Annotated in this window: 18 protein-coding genes; 11 read left to right on the top strand and 7 right to left on the bottom strand. The window is 64.7% G+C overall.

Features of this window, described 5'->3' with window-relative positions; translation table 11 throughout:
- The first annotated feature begins 66 nt into the window (after positions 1–66).
- The 4 genes from hisB to pyrE all read left to right on the top strand — a co-directional run bounded on the left by hisB (position 67) and on the right by pyrE (position 2,527).
- On the top strand, positions 67–660 hold the full coding sequence (gene hisB / locus F812_RS0108545; RefSeq protein WP_020085552.1) for an imidazoleglycerol-phosphate dehydratase HisB: 594 nt from the start codon (positions 67–69) through the stop codon (positions 658–660).
- Positions 660–1,208 carry a DUF2628 domain-containing protein gene (locus F812_RS23190; RefSeq protein WP_020085551.1) on the top strand — a complete coding sequence of 183 codons (549 nt, stop codon included), beginning with the start codon at positions 660–662 and terminating at the stop codon, positions 1,206–1,208. The genes hisB and F812_RS23190 overlap by 1 nt, the downstream gene beginning before the upstream one ends.
- Positions 1,209–1,210: 2 nt before the next feature.
- The gene (gene hisH, locus F812_RS0108535) at positions 1,211–1,864 is read left to right on the top strand and encodes an imidazole glycerol phosphate synthase subunit HisH (RefSeq protein ID WP_020085550.1); all 654 of its coding nucleotides are present in this window, start codon (positions 1,211–1,213) and stop codon (positions 1,862–1,864) included.
- Positions 1,865–1,969: 105 nt separating this feature from the next.
- Positions 1,970–2,527: an orotate phosphoribosyltransferase gene (gene pyrE, locus F812_RS0108530; protein ID WP_026867959.1), complete on the top strand. Its 558-nt coding sequence runs from the start codon at positions 1,970–1,972 to the stop codon at positions 2,525–2,527.
- A 132-nt stretch (positions 2,528–2,659) separates the two neighbouring features.
- Here pyrE and F812_RS0108525 read toward each other — a convergent pair whose 3' ends face one another.
- Entirely contained in the window at positions 2,660–3,019 is a 360-nt protein-coding gene (locus F812_RS0108525) for a hypothetical protein (protein ID WP_020085548.1), read from the bottom strand.
- A 255-nt stretch (positions 3,020–3,274) separates the two neighbouring features.
- On the bottom strand, positions 3,275–3,583 hold the full coding sequence (locus F812_RS0108520; protein ID WP_020085547.1) for a hypothetical protein: 309 nt from the start codon (positions 3,581–3,583) through the stop codon (positions 3,275–3,277).
- A gap of 132 nt (positions 3,584–3,715) precedes the next feature.
- Between F812_RS0108520 and hisA the strand changes: the two genes are divergently transcribed.
- Together hisA and hisF are read left to right on the top strand one after the other, a co-directional pair.
- A complete protein-coding gene (gene hisA, locus F812_RS0108515) occupies positions 3,716–4,447 on the top strand; it encodes a 1-(5-phosphoribosyl)-5-[(5-phosphoribosylamino)methylideneamino]imidazole-4-carboxamide isomerase (RefSeq protein WP_020085546.1) in 732 nt (243 codons plus the stop codon).
- A gap of 5 nt (positions 4,448–4,452) precedes the next feature.
- On the top strand, positions 4,453–5,226 hold the full coding sequence (gene hisF, locus F812_RS0108510; RefSeq protein WP_020085545.1) for an imidazole glycerol phosphate synthase subunit HisF: 774 nt from the start codon (positions 4,453–4,455) through the stop codon (positions 5,224–5,226).
- Positions 5,227–5,229: 3 nt separating this feature from the next.
- Here hisF and F812_RS0108505 read toward each other — a convergent pair whose 3' ends face one another.
- Positions 5,230–7,044 carry a putative bifunctional diguanylate cyclase/phosphodiesterase gene (locus F812_RS0108505; RefSeq protein WP_020085544.1) on the bottom strand — a complete coding sequence of 605 codons (1,815 nt, stop codon included), beginning with the start codon at positions 7,042–7,044 and terminating at the stop codon, positions 5,230–5,232.
- A 156-nt stretch (positions 7,045–7,200) separates the two neighbouring features.
- On the bottom strand, positions 7,201–7,923 hold the full coding sequence (nth, locus tag F812_RS0108500) for an endonuclease III (protein ID WP_020085543.1): 723 nt from the start codon (positions 7,921–7,923) through the stop codon (positions 7,201–7,203).
- Between the two features lie 39 nt (positions 7,924–7,962).
- Here nth and F812_RS0108495 point away from each other — a divergent pair, with 39 nt between their 5' ends.
- Positions 7,963–8,460, top strand: a complete 498-nt coding sequence (locus F812_RS0108495) for a DUF2244 domain-containing protein (protein WP_020085542.1) — start codon at positions 7,963–7,965, stop codon at positions 8,458–8,460.
- A gap of 103 nt (positions 8,461–8,563) precedes the next feature.
- Here F812_RS0108495 and F812_RS0108490 read toward each other — a convergent pair whose 3' ends face one another.
- Positions 8,564–9,130 (bottom strand): GcrA family cell cycle regulator, encoded by a 567-nt coding sequence (locus F812_RS0108490; RefSeq protein ID WP_020085541.1) that lies wholly within the window; start codon positions 9,128–9,130, stop codon positions 8,564–8,566.
- 695 nt (positions 9,131–9,825) lie between these two features.
- On the opposite strand from F812_RS0108490, the gene F812_RS0108485 reads away from it, so the two are divergent.
- The 4 genes from F812_RS0108485 (at position 9,826) to F812_RS23185 (ending at position 13,329) form a co-directional block, all read left to right on the top strand.
- Positions 9,826–10,995 (top strand): aspartate aminotransferase family protein, encoded by a 1,170-nt coding sequence (locus tag F812_RS0108485; protein WP_020085539.1) that lies wholly within the window; start codon positions 9,826–9,828, stop codon positions 10,993–10,995.
- A 32-nt stretch (positions 10,996–11,027) separates the two neighbouring features.
- Entirely contained in the window at positions 11,028–11,963 is a 936-nt protein-coding gene (argF, locus tag F812_RS0108480) for an ornithine carbamoyltransferase (RefSeq protein ID WP_020085538.1), read from the top strand.
- A gap of 117 nt (positions 11,964–12,080) precedes the next feature.
- A complete protein-coding gene (locus F812_RS0108475) occupies positions 12,081–12,674 on the top strand; it encodes a hypothetical protein (protein ID WP_020085537.1) in 594 nt (197 codons plus the stop codon).
- A gap of 13 nt (positions 12,675–12,687) precedes the next feature.
- Positions 12,688–13,329 carry a hypothetical protein gene (locus tag F812_RS23185; RefSeq protein ID WP_020085536.1) on the top strand — a complete coding sequence of 214 codons (642 nt, stop codon included), beginning with the start codon at positions 12,688–12,690 and terminating at the stop codon, positions 13,327–13,329.
- Here F812_RS23185 and F812_RS0108465 read toward each other — a convergent pair.
- The gene (locus F812_RS0108465) at positions 13,316–14,089 is read right to left on the bottom strand and encodes an enoyl-CoA hydratase (protein WP_020085535.1); all 774 of its coding nucleotides are present in this window, start codon (positions 14,087–14,089) and stop codon (positions 13,316–13,318) included. The two genes, F812_RS23185 and F812_RS0108465, sit on opposite strands and share 14 nt — an antisense overlap.
- An 18-nt stretch (positions 14,090–14,107) precedes the next feature.
- Positions 14,108–14,995 carry a bifunctional DNA-formamidopyrimidine glycosylase/DNA-(apurinic or apyrimidinic site) lyase gene (mutM, locus tag F812_RS0108460; RefSeq protein ID WP_026867957.1) on the bottom strand — a complete coding sequence of 296 codons (888 nt, stop codon included), beginning with the start codon at positions 14,993–14,995 and terminating at the stop codon, positions 14,108–14,110.
- Positions 14,996–14,998: the final 3 nt, after the last annotated feature.

Raw genomic sequence — 14,998 nt, 5'->3', positions numbered from 1 at the left:
ATAGACGCTTGGGTTCCTGAAGGCAACAAGGGGAGCCGCAGACGCGCTCCCGATCGAGGAATTCCCGTGAAGCGGCAAGCCACTATCGCTCGCAAGACCAAGGAAACGCAGATCACCGCAACGGTCGATCTCGACGGCACCGGCGCGTTCGATATCTCGACCGGTGTCGGCTTCCTGGACCACATGCTGGAGCAGCTGGCCCGGCATGCGCTCATCGATATCAAGCTCGAAGCCAAGGGCGACCTCCACATCGATTTCCATCACACGACAGAGGATGTCGGCATCGTGCTGGGGCAGGCTGTCGCGAAGGCGCTCGGCGACAAGCAGGGCATCACGCGCTACGCTGACGTGCATCTGCCGATGGACGAGACGCTGACGCGCGTCGCCGTCGACGTGTCCGGCCGGCCCTACCTCATCTGGAAGGTCGCCTTCTCCCAGCCCAAGATCGGCGAGTTCGACACGGAGCTTTTCCGCGAGTGGTTTCAAGCATTTGCGCAGAATGCCGGCATCACGCTCCACATCGAAACGCTCTACGGCGAGAACAACCACCACATCGCCGAGACCTGCTATAAGGGACTGGCGCGCGCGCTCCGCGGGGCCGTCGCGCTCGATCCGCGGCAGGTGGGCCGGGTTCCCTCTACGAAAGGAATGCTGGCCTGATGCTCGGGTCGCTGTGGCGTATGATCAGCGGAGCAGGCGTGGCAGCCTTCACGGTGCATGAACCGCCGCATGCAAGCGGCACCCGGCTCGCGCGAGCCGAGCGCCTTCTCTTCGTCAGAGACGGCTTCTCCTGGCGCGCGGCCTTGTTCTCGCCGGTCTACCTGATCGTTCGCGGCGAATGGCTGGCCCTTGCCGCCTATGCGGGCGCCGCCATCCTCGCGATCGCCATCCTCAATCTCGCGGGCGCAAAGACGGATTGGATCGTCTGGACGTTCCTGATCTTGAACGTGCTCACCGGCTTCGAGGCGAGCGAGATCAAGCGCTGGTCGCTTGGCCGCGCGGGCTGGCAGGAAATCGCGACCGTGAGCGGCCGCGGACCTGATGAAGCCGAGCGCCGCTTCTTCGAAGCCTGGCTGCCCTCCATCCCCGTCGAAACGCCGGGCTCTTCCGGCAATCCCGATCCCGGGCACGATACCGTCTCGCGCATGGAAAACGCGCTGCGCGGCTTCTCTCAATCCCTCCGCACCAGATACGCCACCAAAGCCTGATCATGCAGCGCGTCGTCATCATCGATTACGGGTCCGGAAATCTCCACTCGGCGGCCAAGGCCTTCGAGCGTGCCGCCCGTGAAACCGGCGCCAATGCCGAGATCATCGTCAGCGCCAAGGCCGACGACGTGGGGACCGCCGATCGCGTCGTTCTGCCCGGTGTCGGCGCTTTCGCCGACTGCAAACGCGGTCTCGAAGCGGTTCCGGGAATGCGGGATGCGCTCGAGAGCACCGTGCACGAGAAGGGGCGCCCCTTCCTCGGCATCTGCGTCGGCATGCAGCTCCTGGCTTCGCGCGGTCTCGAGTTCGAGGTGACGGATGGGCTTGGCTGGATCGAAGGCGAGGTGCGTGCCATAGAGCCCAACGATCCGGCACTCAAGATTCCGCACATGGGCTGGAACACGCTCGACGTTCCCGCGCCCCACGCGCTGCTCGCCGGCATCCCCACTGGGCCGGATGGGCTCCACGCCTATTTCGTGCACTCCTACCACTTCGTCCCGCGCGATCCCGCGGTCGTGGTGGCGCGGACGGACTACGGCGGACCGGTCACGGCGCTGATCGCCAAGGACAACGTGGCCGGAACCCAGTTCCACCCCGAGAAGAGCCAGACCCTCGGCCTCTCTCTCATCGGCAACTTCCTCAAGTGGGCACCCTGAACCTGTCTCCCCGTCCGTGAGCGGGGGCAGAGGGGAAAACGCCGGATGGACGTGGCCCGCTGCGCCGTTTATGAGCAACCCGAAGCCAACACGGATTGCCCGACCATGACAAACGCCGCCGACGCTCGCGCCCGCCTCTTCGACATCATCAAATCGAAATCGTTCGTGCGCGGCCATGTCGTGCTCGCCTCCGGCAAGGAGAGTGACCACTACTTCGACATGAAGCCCTCGATGTTCGATCCCGAGGGCGCGGAGCTTCTGGCTGAACTGCTGTACGCACGCATCGCGTCTGTCGACGGCGACATCGTGGGCGGCCTCGAAATGGGTGCCGTGCCGCTCATCACGCCGATCTCGATCGCGAGCCGCCGCGCGGGCCGTCCCCTACCCGGCTTCTTCGTGCGCAAGACCGTGAAGGACCACGGCACCAAGAAGCTGGTGGAAGGGCTTTCGGACGTCAAAGGCAAGCGCGTCGTTATCGTCGAGGACGTGACGACCACCGGCGGCTCGGCCATGAAGGCGGTCGAAGCACTTACCGCGGCCGGCGCCACCATCGTGCTCGTCATCTCGATCCTCGACCGTGAGGAGAACGCCGAGAAGCTCTACGCGGACGCGGGCATCCCCTTTGCCTCGCTGTTCAAGGCCAGCGAGTTCCTGAAGGCATAGCCGTCGCCGCGACGCCCCACGTCTCATTCGGCCAATAAAAAAGGGAGGCTCGAAAGCCTCCCTCTGAGAGTGACGGGGCGGGGTGATGGGGAACGCTCCGGCCACTCGAAAATCGCAATGATCGCCAGGCGATCAGCAAGCCTCGGCGAACGGCAGCTCGGGCTCGTCCGTGCCGGCCTTGGCCAGCGGGAAGGCGATGATGTTGGTATCGCCGCCGGTCTCGACGCCCGCATGGCGCTGCTTGAACCAGCGAACCGAGGTGTTGGTCAGAACCGCCTCATCCTTCACGCGCTGGATGAGCAGCCCGTCATCGGAATCGAGAATGCGCATCAGCTTGGCCTCGATCGCCTCCTCGCTCTCCTCCGTGCGCACGTACCAGGTCTGCTCCAGCGGGCGCGCCCAGCTATGACCGGCAGCCATGATGGCCTGAGCGACGACGTGCTTGATGAGGTGCGGCTTCGCGAGATCGTAAGAGATGAGATAGGTGCGCATGGGGCTCTCCGGGGGCAAAGAAGAGTGAGGTGGACGCGGTGAGAACGTAGAGAGAACGTGGCATGAGTCGCTCACCACGTCCAGAGTCCGTTCGAATTTTGTTCTCTTGAGGGAAGAGACACGGTCTAACCGTGGCGGTGGTTGTCGAGGCAAGCGCCGTCAGGGCTTCTCGTGGACCGCGGAGGAATCAAAACAAATAAGAAAAATCAACGCAATACGGCATATTGCTGCACGCAAATATTAACGGCTTGCGTCTCAGTTGAAAAGCTGAAGCTGGTCCGGATGGGGCGCTTTCGGAATGCGGACATGGGCACCGGGATCAATGCGGTCGGCGAGCGAGGGAAAGCGCGCGAGGAACACCTCGAGAGCTTTCGCGCGGCTCCCGGCGAAGCGTTCCTCCTGCCAGATCTCATAGAGGCGGCGCGGGTCGCAGGCGTAACGCTGAATGAGATCGCGGCGGCGAACTTTGAGCCAGCGGGCGATCCAGATGTCGACGGCGTCGGCCTCGGTCAGGGCCGGGCGCGAGCGGCGGGACGAAAGCAGGCTATGGGGCGCTGGTGACATAATCTTGAGACACGCACTTGACGCTTCGAAGCAATACCTATTCATCGGGCACGAACAAAGCAATCTGATGGCGGGCAGGCCCTGCCACCCCAAGAATGCCGGCGGACGCTCTCCGCCGCGCGAGGAGTCGACGTGATCCTTTTCCCCGCCATCGATCTCAAGGACGGCAAGTGCGTTCGCCTGAAGCTCGGCGATATGAACGAGGCCACCGTCTTCAACGACGATCCCGCCGATCAGGCCCTCTCGTTCGAGAAGCAGGGCTTCACGTATCTCCATATCGTGGACCTCAACGGCGCCTTCGCCGGAAAGCCCGTGAATGCGGGCGCAGTGGATGCCATCCTGAAGGCGATCACCATGCCGGCCCAGCTCGGCGGCGGCATCCGCGACCTCGCTACCATCGAGCAGTGGCTCTCCCGCGGCATCCGCCGCGTGATCCTGGGCACCATCGCCGTGCGCGATCCCGCGCTCGTGCGCGAGGCCTGCAAACGCTTTCCCGGCCAGGTCGCCGTCGGCATCGATGCCAAGGGCGGCAAGGTGGCGGTCGAAGGCTGGGCGGAAACGTCCGAATTGACCGCGATCGATCTCGCCCGCCGTTTCGAGGACGCGGGCGTCGCCGCCATCATCTATACCGACATCGAGCGCGACGGCGTGCTGAAGGGCTTGAATCTGCCCGCCACAGCGGAGCTGGCACGCGCGACCAGCATTCCGGTCATCGCCTCGGGTGGCCTCGCCTCCATCGACGACGTGAAAGCACTCCTCACGCCGGAATACCGGATGCTCGAAGGTGCCATCACCGGCCGCGCCCTCTACGACGGCCGCCTGAACCCCGCCGAAGCCCTCGCGCTCCTCAACGCCAAGAGCTGATCCCCATGCTGAAGACGCGCATCATCCCCTGTTTGGACGTGAAGGACGGACGCGTCGTCAAAGGCGTGAACTTCGTCGATCTTGTCGATGCCGGAGACCCGGTGGAAGCCGCAGCCGCCTATGATGCGGCAGGCGCGGACGAGCTTTGCTTTCTCGACATCACCGCCTCGCAGGAAGCCCGCGACGTGATCTTCGACGTGGTGGAGCGCACCGCCGAGCGCTGCTTCATGCCGCTCACCGTGGGAGGCGGCGTGCGCACGGTCGAGGACATCCGCAAGCTGCTCGAAGCCGGTGCCGACAAGGTGTCGATCAATACCGCAGCCGTCACCAACCGCCAGTTCGTGAAAGAGGCCTCCGAGAAGTTCGGTGCGCAATGCATCGTCGTGGCCATCGACGCCAAGCGCGTTTCCGCTGAAGGTGAGCCCCCGCGCTGGGAGATCTTCACCCACGGCGGCCGCAAGCCCACGGGCCTCGATGCGATCGAATACGCGAAAGAGGTCGTGAGCCTAGGCGCGGGCGAGATCCTGCTCACCTCCATGGATCGCGACGGCACCAAGGCGGGTTTCGACATCGCGCTGACACGGGCGATCTCGGATGCCGTGCACGTGCCGGTAATCGCCTCGGGCGGCGTCGGTACGCTCGATCACCTCGTGGATGGGGTCAAGGAGGGCCATGCGAGCGCGGTTCTCGCCGCCTCGATCTTCCACTTCGGCACCTACACCATTGGGGAAGCCAAGAAGCACATGGCCAAGGCCGGCATCGCCGTGCGTGGCACCTGAGGATCAGCCGGCGTTCGGCTTTCCGGATGCCTCGGAGATCCGCGTCAGGCACTGCGCCACCGCGTCCTCGACGTCGGCGCTGGGGACGGGGCGGCTGAAATAGAAGCCCTGCATTTCCCGGCAGCCCGCAATCGAGACGCCAGTGAGCTGCTCGATGTCTTCGATCCCCTCGGCGACGGGGCCGATGCCGAGCGTCTTCGCAAGCCCCGTGACGGCGCCCACGATTGCCATGCAATCGCGCCGCTCCGCCATGTCCGCGACGAACGAGCGATCGATCTTGATCTTGTCGAACGAGAAATTGCGCAGGTAGCTGAGCGAGGCGAAGCCGGTGCCGAAGTCGTCGAGCACGAGGCGCACGCCGCGTGCGCGCAGGCGTTCGAGATTCTGAAGCGTCTTGGTCTCGCAACGCAGCAGCGTGGATTCGGTAATCTCCACCTCGAGTCTGTCGGCCGCGAGGCCGGATGCGGCAAGCGCCTCCTCGACGACCGCGGCCGGATCGCCGTGATCGAACTGCACGGCCGAGATGTTGACCGCCACGCGAATGCTGGGAGCCCAGCCGGCTGCATCGCGGCACGCCTGATGCAGGGCCCATTCACCCATGGCGAGGATGAGGCCCGATCTTTCCGCGATGGGAATGAAGGTCGAGGGCGGCACCATGCCGAGCTTGGGATGCTGCCAGCGCATCAGCGCCTCGCATCCGGTTACGGTTCCCGCTTCGACATCCACGATCGGTTGATAGTGGAGGGAAAGCTGCCGCTTCTTCAGCGCCTCGGCGAGATCCGCCTGAAGCTCGATGCGCTCGTTGACGAGCTGCTCGTCTTCCGGATGGTAGATGTAAGAGCTTCCACGGCCGCACGTTTTCACGCGATAGAGCGCCATGTCGGCACGGCGGAGCAGGGTATCGGGGTCGGCTCCGTGGTCCGGACATATCGCGACGCCGATGCTGGCCCCTAGGCCGGCGTTCGCCCCCAGCACCCGGTAGGGCGCATTGAGAACGCTGACGAGACGAAGAGCCAGGCTCGCCGCCTGCTCGGGTCCGCTGATGTCGGTTTGAATAATGGCGAACTCATCGCCTCCGAGGCGCCCGACGAGGTCGTTGTCGCGCACGGTAGTGCGGAGCCGCTTGGCCACCGCCTTGAGCACCGCGTCGCCCGCCGCGTGGCCAAGCGTGTCGTTCACCTGCTTGAAGTAGTCGAGATCGATCAGATGAACGGCGAGGCTGCCGTTCGGCTTCAGCCTCTGGATCTCTTCATCGAGCATCTCGCGGAAATGGAACCGGTTCGCGATCTCCGTCAGCGGACAATGCCGCGCGAGCCAGGCGATCCGCTCCTGCGCCAGCGTCTTCTCGGTCACGTCCTCCTGGATGTCGACCCACCCGCCATCCTCGAGCGGCTGGTTGGTGACGAGGATAATGCGGCCGTTCTTGAGATTCTGCGTGTGGGTGAACACCTTGCCGTGCCGGAGCTCGGTCGCGTGCTGTTCGATCCAGAGTTGCTGGCGCTTGAGGTCGTCGACTGAGTTCGCCGATCCCTCCTTGGCCGAGTGATAGGCGACGATCTTGGAGAACGGCGTCCCTGGAACGGTGAGCTCCTCGGGCAGATCGTAGATTTCGCGATAGAGCCCATTGCAGACAATGAGCCGGCGATCGGCATCGAACATCGAAAGACCGCGCGCCATGTTGTTGAGCGCGACCTCGAAGCGGGAGTTGAGCTGGCTGAGCTTTTTCGTGTGCTCGATCAACCGCAAGGTGTCGGCGGCCACGCCTGCGTCGTGCGCGACATTGGCGTCCTGCGGGTTCGTTTCGTTTGGGCGAGCCATAGCGAGCACACACTCCGGCAACAAAAAACGTGATGTAAAAAAAGCCAGCTGCAATTTCCGAAAATTGTAGGTGACAGGCGTAAGCGCGGTCTTAATCGGTTTACCCGCGCGCCGGCGCTTTCGCGGTCGTGGTTGACGAGGCCTTAACGGTGCGGGTCAGCCCGGCGTCTTGTCCGGGTATCTGCAGATGTCGTTGATGAGGCAGCGGGGGCACTCGGGCTTGCGCGCCTTGCACACATAGCGCCCATGCAGGATCAGCCAGTGATGAGCCGGAACGCCGTACTCGGGCGGAATCTTGGCCAGGAGATCTGCTTCCACCTGAAGCGGCGTCTTCCCGTTGGAAAGGCCGATGCGGTTCGAGATCCGGAGCACGTGTGTATCGACCGCCATCGTCGGCGCGCCGAAAGCGACGTTCATTACCACGTTGGCGGTCTTGCGTCCCACGCCCGGAAGCGTCTCCAGCGCATCCCTGTCCATGGGCACCGAGCCGCCATACTCCCGGATCAGCTTTTCGCTGAGAAGAATGATGTTCTTGGCCTTCGCCCGGAAGAGCCCGATGGACTTCACGTGGTCGCGCACGGCGTCCTCGCCGAGGGCCAGCATCTTCTCGGGCGTATCCGCCTTCTGGAACAGGGCGCGCGTGGCTTTGTTCACGCCCGCGTCAGTGGCTTGCGCGGAAAGCACCACCGCAACCAGCAGCGTGAACGGGTTCGTGTGTTCGAGCTCCCCCTTGGGCTCAGGGTTTGCAGCCGCAAAACGCCGGAAAATCTCTGCAATCTCGGCGGACGTCAGCTTGCCCCGGCCGCTGCTTTTTTTTGAAGGGGAGGACGGCTTCGCCGGTGAACCGGGAGAGGGCGCGATACGTTTTCTGGAGGACATGCGCTTTGACAACATCGAACCTGGGGATAGTCTGATCGGATGAATGATAGTGTGCCCGCAACATCCGACGCGAGCCTGTTTCGCGCCATTCTCCACCCCCATCGCTCGCTGGGACCAAAAGGGTTCCTGATCCTCATGATCGGCATCGGGGCCGTAAGCTTCGTGACCGGGCTGGTTTTCCTGCTGCTGGGGGCTTGGCCCGTCATGGGCTTCTTTGGGCTCGACGTTCTTCTGGTCTATATCGCGTTCAAGCTCAACTACCGGGCCGCGCGCGCCTACGAGCTGGTGGAGCTGACGCCCCACGCACTCAAGCTCACGCAGATTTCGGCGTCGGGAAAAAGCAAGAGCTTCGAGTTCAACCCGTATTGGGTCCGCGTGCTGTTTACCGAGCGCCCCGATGGCGGAAACAATTTGAAACTCGTCTCCCATGGCCGCGAGCTGGAGTTCGGCCGTCTGCTGAACGATGACGAGCGTCGCGATTTCGCGGAGGCCCTGCGCAGCGCGCTGGATGCCGCGCGCGTCGGCACGCCTGTCTGACGTCTCGGCAGAGAGCCCAAAAGTAAAGGTCGGACGCACCCCCCGGCGCGCCCGACCTCTTCCCCCCGCAAAAACTGATAAGCCCTCTGTCCCCTTCGTCGGATCAGACGTCGGCCGACTCCTTGTCGGAACCGGCGCGCGCCAGCGCGGGAATGCGCGGCTCGGAGATCTCGCGCTCGCGGCGGCGCGGCTGCGGCGGCTGGAACGCGCGGCGGGCGTGGAATTCGCAATAGGGCAGGCCGGTCACCTTGTTCTTGCCGCAGAAGTGGAAGTCGGCGGACTGCGGATCGCCGATCGGCCAGCGGCAGCTGCATTCGGTGAGCGTCTGGATCGTGCGGCGCTCCTTGAGCGGAATGACGAGCTCCTCGACGGACGGAGTGAACGGCTCGGCCTCCGGCTGATAGAGCGCGCGGAGCGCGGGGTTGCCCTGGGGCGCGAAGCGGGTCTTCTGCTGCATCCGGCGGGCGGTGGCGGCGGCCGCGGCGCGGGCGCGCGGACGATGCGATTTCATGCGCGAGGTGGTCGCGCGCCCCGAAAGTCCGAGCCGATGAACCTTGCCGATCACGGCATTGCGTGTCACACCGCCGAGGCGTCCGGCGATTTGGCTTGCGGAGAGCCCTTCGGACCAGAGCTTCTTCAAGAGCTCAACCCGTTCATCGTTCCAGGCCATTAATCGGTGCTCCTCAAAGCATGCGCCTTCCGGGCCAAGAACCCAGACAGGCAGGCGCGCAAGCAAAGGGGCGGAAACTGGCCACGGATAGCGTTGAACACACGCCAAACGTGAGCAGAACCACGACTGCTCGCAACGCGAACTGATGATGACGCAGGAACTAGAGCGGACCAGCGGGGCGAGGGCCGCGCAGATACAAGGTCCGAACGCACGCCAGACGGGGGACTCGGGGACAGCCGCACTACAACGCGACATGTCGTGTCTGGACCCTGTTAACCTACAATAACTTGATTTTCTTGTACAAGCAGACGCTGCATGAACATCGGGCATTGACAGGGGACGAGTGGCGCGTTCGCCACAGATTGAGTCGCGGGACCCCGAAAGCTCGGCACTGGCGCGGCTTTCCCCGTAATTAATTCCCGCTGCAACCCCTCCTTCTCGCTTCGTCTAGGCCAGCGTCGCCACCGGGGCGTTGTAGTCGGGTGGCAGATTTGGCTGCACGCCGTTCTCGCAGAGCATCTGCAATTGCTTTCGTTGACAGGCGGGCCCCTTGCGCGTATCACGCCTCCTTCGCGTGGCCGCCGGGAGGGCGGCTTTCGTCATTTTGGGGGAGCGGAATGGGCGAGATGTCCAAACCCCTCACAGCCTCGACCTCGGCAAACACGGGCGCTTCGAAGGGCCCGTCGCCTGCGGTCATGAGCACGTACGCGCGCCAGAATATCGTGTTCGCTCGCGGTGAGGGTTCGTGGCTGGAGACAGATGCCGGCGAGCGCTATCTGGATTTCGGCTCGGGCGTTGCCGTTAATGCCCTGGGACACGCGCATCCGCGCCTCGTCGCCGCGCTTACCGAGCAGGCGGGCCAGCTTTGGCATACATCCAATCTCTACCGCGTCGCCGGCCAGGAAAAGCTCGCCGGGCGGCTGGTGGAGGTCACGTTCGCGGATAAGGTCTTTTTCTGCAACTCGGGCGCCGAGGCGTGCGAAGGGGCCATCAAGGCTGCGCGCCGCTATCATTATGTGGCCGGGAATCCGGAGCGCTGGCGCATCATAACGGCTCAGGGCGCCTTCCATGGCCGCACCCTGGCCACGCTCGCCGCCGCCGGAAACCCGAAATATCTCGAAGGCTTCGGTCCCGAGGCCCCCGGTTTCGACCATGTGCCGTTCGGGGATCTCGAAGCTGTCCGCCAGGCCATTGGCCCGGAGACGGCGGCCGTCATGATCGAGCCCGTGCAGGGCGAAGGCGGCGTGCATGTTGGCGCGGCCGACTATCTGCGCGGCCTGCGCGCGCTCTGCGACGAGGCCGGCATCCTCCTCGTTTTCGATGAGGTGCAGACCGGCGTCGGCCGCTCGGGCAAGCTCTTCTCATACGAATGGTCCGGCATCACTCCGGACATCATGGCAATTGCGAAGGGCATCGGCGGCGGCTTCCCGCTCGGCGCCGTGCTCGCGACGGAGCGCGCCGCATCGGGCCTGACGGCCGGCACGCACGGCTCGACGTTCGGCGGCAATCCGCTGGCAACGGCGGTCGGCAGCGCGGTTCTCGACGTCGTGCTCGAGCCGGGTTTCCTCGAAGGTGTGCAGCAGAAAGCGCTGCGCCTGCGCCAGAGCCTCGCCCGCATTCAGGACCAGTTCCCCTCGCTCGTCACCGAGGTGCGCGGGCAAGGTCTCCTCGCCGGCATCAAGGTCAACGCCGCGCCCCCGGATGTGGTGGCGGCGGCGCTCTCCGAGAAGCTGCTCGTTGTCGGCGCGGGCGACAACGTCGTGCGCTTGCTCCCGCCGCTCACGGTCGACGAGCAGGAGATCGGCGAAGGCATCGAACGCCTGTCGCGCGCGCTCACGCACGTCTCGAAATCTCAAACCCGATAGCCAACCCCGGATCTGGAGCCGGCCGAAGCGCCATGGCCAAAGCACCCGCTATTCGACATTTCCTGGATCTCGACGAGATCGATACGAAGACGCTCCGGCGCATCATCGATGCCGCCCATGCCATGAAAGCGGCGGGCAAGCGGGTGCCTGCGAAGCTGCGCCCCAAGGGCATCGAGGACGACGTTCTGGTCCTCATCTTCGAGAAGCCGTCCACCCGCACGCGCGTGTCGTTCGATGTGGCCATGCGCCAGCTCGGCGGCCAGACCATCATGCTCAACCAGGGCGACCTCCAGCTTGGCCGCGGCGAGAGCATCTCCGATACCGCGCGCGTGCTGTCGCGCTACGCGGACGCCATCATGATCCGCGCCAACTCGCACCAGACGCTGCTGGATCTCGCGAAGTACGCCACCGTCCCCGTGATCAACGGCCTCACCGACAAGTCTCACCCCTGCCAGATCATGGCGGATGTGATGACCTTCGAGGAGCGGGTGGGACCCATCAAGGGCCGCTCCGTCGCCTGGGTCGGAGACGGCAACAACGTCGCCGTCTCGTGGATGCATGCCGCCGCCCGCTTCGGCTTCGAGCTTCGCGTGGCCTGCCCCGAGGCCCTGCGCCCCACCGACGACGTGGTCGATTGGGTCCGCCGCGAGAAGGCCGACGTCACCATCATGACGGATCCGGTGAAGGCCGTGCGTGGTGTCGATTGCATCGTGACCGACACCTGGGTCTCCATGGGTCAGACCGATGGCGCGCGCAGAAAGCAGCTCCTGAAGCCCTACGCGGTCGACGATGCGCTGATGGCCAAGGCCAACAAGGGCGCCATCTTCATGCATTGCCTTCCTGCCTATCGCGGCAACGAGGTCACGGAGAGCGTGCTCGAAGGCCCGCAGTCGGTGGTGTTCGACGAGGCCGAGAACCGCCTGCACGCCCAGAAGGCCATTCTCGCCTGGAGCCTCGGCGCCGTCTGACGCCAAGGCACGTCCCGCGATCGCTGCGCCGTAAGGAATTGGGCTGCCTTCCCAGACCCCGCAAAAGGTGCTGTAAGAGCAACCGTGTGCGCTGGGGAACGGGAGGAACATGCTGAAATGACCGCTTTTTCCATCATCGGCTGGGCGCTGGTCTTGGGTCTCGGGCTCGCTGGCGTCTATTTCTCCGCGGTGGCCGGAGAGCCGCTCGGATTGCTCGCCTCCGCCGCTTTCCCAACGCTGCTGCTCGCCCTCGCCGCCATCAGTGAGCGCCGCGGGCTCGTTCGCTCCGCCGCCGCGCCGAGCAGGATCGAGAGCGTGACGGCCCGTTACATGGGCCTCGTCTGGCTGTGGGGCGCCGCCGCGCTCGTTCTCGTCTACGTGCTCGTGCTCTCCTGGCGTGAATGGCCGCATTTCTCCGCGGCCTTCGCCGGAGCCGGCGTGCTCTGCCTCGGCTTCTCGGCGCTCCTCGCGAAGGATGCCGCCCGCGGACATGACGACGCGACGCTCCTGCGCCTCGGGCGCTATCTCGGCATCGGCCAGTTGGCGGGCATGATCGTGACCCTGACCGGGCTCGCCATCGATCCCGACAAGGAATTTCTCCACACCGGCGACGCGGATTGGGCTGGCAACGGCATTTTTCTGTTTGGTGCCTTGGCCTTGGCGGTCATTTCTGCCCACGCGTTGATTGACGCTAAGAAGAATTCCCCATAGTTAAGATGCTCGCATGAGCATCGATCAGCACGGCGGGCCTTACGCTCCGGGAATCTCTCTTCGGCCACTGCTTCCGTGGCTGTTGCTGGCGTCTGCGTTGAGCACGACGATGATGGTGCTCGGCGCCGGGCGCGGTGACAAGTTCCTGCCTGCGATCGCGGCCGGTCTGCTGGTCGCGCTGGTTGTGGGCACGGGCCTTGGCATCAATGCGCCGCTCTGGTCGCGCACTGCCAAGCTCTCCGCTCCGAAGGATGCTTTTGCCAGCATCAAGGAAGCGCTCCGCTGCAACGTCTGGCTGGCTGCGCTGGTCTACGCCTGGGGCGCCTCCGCGCTGTTCGCCGTCTACTCGCTGTCCGACGTAACCTGGCGCCACGCGTTCCAGTATGGATCGGGCGCTGTGCTTTTTGCCGCCTGCCTCGGCATCTACGGCTACCGCTTGGGCCGTATCAGAAACCTACCGGTTCCGCCCCTCATCCTCACCCTGATCCACGGTTCGGCGGCGGCCGGCGGCCTCGTCTACCTGATCGGTGGAGGCAAGCTCGACACCGCCAAGGGCGATTGGGCCGCCAACGAGGTGTTCCTCTGGGGCGGCTTCGCCATCGTCGCGCTTTGCGTGATGTCGGCGGTGACGCAGACGCGCGTTACTCGTTCTTGAATTGCGCGCGCCGCTTCTCGATGAACGCGGTCATTCCTTCTTTCTGATCATGCGTCGCGAACAGAGCGTGGAACGTGCGCCGCTCGTAGCGGATGCCTTCCTGTAGCGTCATCTCGTAAGCGCGGTTGACGCAATCCTTGGTCATCATCACCGCCGGAAGCGAGTTCGATGCGATCGTCTCGGCCGTCTTCAGCACGTCCGCCAGCAGATCCTGCGCCGGAACGATCCGCGCGACGAGCCCGGACCGCTCGGCTTCGGCCGCGTCCATCATCCGGCCCGTGAGGCACATCTCCATGGCCTTCGCCTTCCCCACCGCGCGGATCAGACGCTGCGAGCCGCCCGCGCCCGGCATGATGCCGAGCTTGATCTCGGGCTGGCCGAACTTGGCGGTGTCGGCGGCGATGATCAGGTCGCAACTCATGGCAAGCTCGCACCCGCCGCCGAGCGCGAAGCCCGCAACCGCCGCGATCACGGGCTTGCGGCAGCGCGTGATGCGCTCCCAGCTCGCGATGAAATCCGACTTGTAGGCCTCGATGTAGGTCTTGGACTGCATCTCCTTGATGTCGGCACCAGCGGCAAACGCCTTCTCCGATCCGGTGACCACGATCGCGCCGACCGTCTCGTCCGCCTCGAAACCATCGAGCGCCAGATTGAGCTCGCCGATGAGCTGGTCGTTGAGCGCGTTTAACTGCTGGGGACGGTTGAGGGTGATGAGGCCCACACGCCCCCGCGTTTCCACCAGGATCGTCTCATAGGCCATGATGCACCTCTCCCGCGTTCAGCGCTGACATACCGGACAGTAGAAGCTCGACCGCCCGCCTTGGATGCTGCGTTGAACAGTGCCCCGGCACCCCGGCCTCACGCAAGGCTCACCCTCGCGCCCGTAAACTTGAAAGGCGCTCTGGAAGCTCCCGCTTGCGCCATCCGCGTGACGATAGTCGCGCAATGTCGAGCCCCCTGCCGCCACCGCTTCGGCGAGAACGGCCTTGATCTCCGCCACCAGCCGCATCGCGTGCTCGGTCGGCCGTCCGCCACGTCCCGCGAGGATCGAGGCGCGGCGGCTGGGTTTGAGCCCGGCTCGGAACAGCGCTTCGCACACGTAGATGTTGCCGAGCCCCGCTACGATCCTCTGATCAAGCAGAAATGCCTTGAGATCGCTTTTCCGTCCCGCCGCTCGGTTCGCCAGGTAAGCCGCATTGAGCGCCTCCGTCAGCGGCTCGACGCCAAGGCCCCGCATCAGTGCGTGGTCGGGAAGCTCGGTCTCGGGGATCAGCAGCATGTAGCCGAACCGGCGCGGATCGAAGTAGGCGACCTTGGCTCCCCCCGCCATCTCGAACAGGGCGTGCAAATGCTTGTCGTCGGCCGGGACCGAGTTTTCGTACTCGCCGAGAAGCTGCGCCCGTGCCGCCCCCGCGCGATGGACGTGAAAGCGTCCCGTCATGCCGAGGTGCATGACGAGCGCCTCGCCCGTCGAGAGATGGGCGATCAGATATTTCGCGCGCCGCTCGAGCTCCGTGACCCGCGCGCCGCGGAGGCGGCGGCTGAAATTCGGAGGAAAGGGAAACCGCAGATCGGCGCGATTGGTCGTGACACTCGAGAACGTGCCGCCCACGAGCACCGGCTCCAATCCCAAGCGGACCGTCTCGACCTCTGGCAGCTCAGGCATGTC

The organism is Hyphomicrobium zavarzinii ATCC 27496, from assembly GCF_000383415.1.
GTDB classification, from domain to species: domain Bacteria; phylum Pseudomonadota; class Alphaproteobacteria; order Rhizobiales; family Hyphomicrobiaceae; genus Hyphomicrobium_C; species Hyphomicrobium_C zavarzinii.
Note: the sequence above shows the minus strand (reverse complement) of the source record. Positions and strands in the feature narration are given on the sequence as shown.

Bases quoted from the DNA above. Each gene is read 5' to 3' on its own strand.
- F812_RS23190 (WP_020085551.1), top strand. From the start codon at position 660: ATGCTCGGGTCGCTGTGGCGTATGATCAGCGGAGCAGGCGTGGCAGCC.
- hisH (WP_020085550.1), top strand. From the start codon at position 1,211: ATGCAGCGCGTCGTCATCATCGATTACGGGTCCGGAAATCTCCACTCG.
- pyrE (WP_026867959.1), top strand. From the start codon at position 1,970: ATGACAAACGCCGCCGACGCTCGCGCCCGCCTCTTCGACATCATCAAA.
- F812_RS0108525 (WP_020085548.1), bottom strand. From the start codon at position 3,019: ATGCGCACCTATCTCATCTCTTACGATCTCGCGAAGCCGCACCTCATC.
- F812_RS0108520 (WP_020085547.1), bottom strand. From the start codon at position 3,583: ATGTCACCAGCGCCCCATAGCCTGCTTTCGTCCCGCCGCTCGCGCCCG.
- hisF (WP_020085545.1), top strand. From the start codon at position 4,453: ATGCTGAAGACGCGCATCATCCCCTGTTTGGACGTGAAGGACGGACGC.
- F812_RS0108505 (WP_020085544.1), bottom strand. From the start codon at position 7,044: ATGGCTCGCCCAAACGAAACGAACCCGCAGGACGCCAATGTCGCGCAC.
- nth (WP_020085543.1), bottom strand. From the start codon at position 7,923: ATGTCCTCCAGAAAACGTATCGCGCCCTCTCCCGGTTCACCGGCGAAG.
- F812_RS0108495 (WP_020085542.1), top strand. From the start codon at position 7,963: ATGAATGATAGTGTGCCCGCAACATCCGACGCGAGCCTGTTTCGCGCC.
- F812_RS0108490 (WP_020085541.1), bottom strand. From the start codon at position 9,130: ATGGCCTGGAACGATGAACGGGTTGAGCTCTTGAAGAAGCTCTGGTCC.
- F812_RS0108485 (WP_020085539.1), top strand. From the start codon at position 9,826: ATGAGCACGTACGCGCGCCAGAATATCGTGTTCGCTCGCGGTGAGGGT.
- argF (WP_020085538.1), top strand. From the start codon at position 11,028: ATGGCCAAAGCACCCGCTATTCGACATTTCCTGGATCTCGACGAGATC.
- F812_RS0108475 (WP_020085537.1), top strand. From the start codon at position 12,081: ATGACCGCTTTTTCCATCATCGGCTGGGCGCTGGTCTTGGGTCTCGGG.
- F812_RS23185 (WP_020085536.1), top strand. From the start codon at position 12,688: ATGAGCATCGATCAGCACGGCGGGCCTTACGCTCCGGGAATCTCTCTT.
- F812_RS0108465 (WP_020085535.1), bottom strand. From the start codon at position 14,089: ATGGCCTATGAGACGATCCTGGTGGAAACGCGGGGGCGTGTGGGCCTC.
- mutM (WP_026867957.1), bottom strand. From the start codon at position 14,995: ATGCCTGAGCTGCCAGAGGTCGAGACGGTCCGCTTGGGATTGGAGCCG.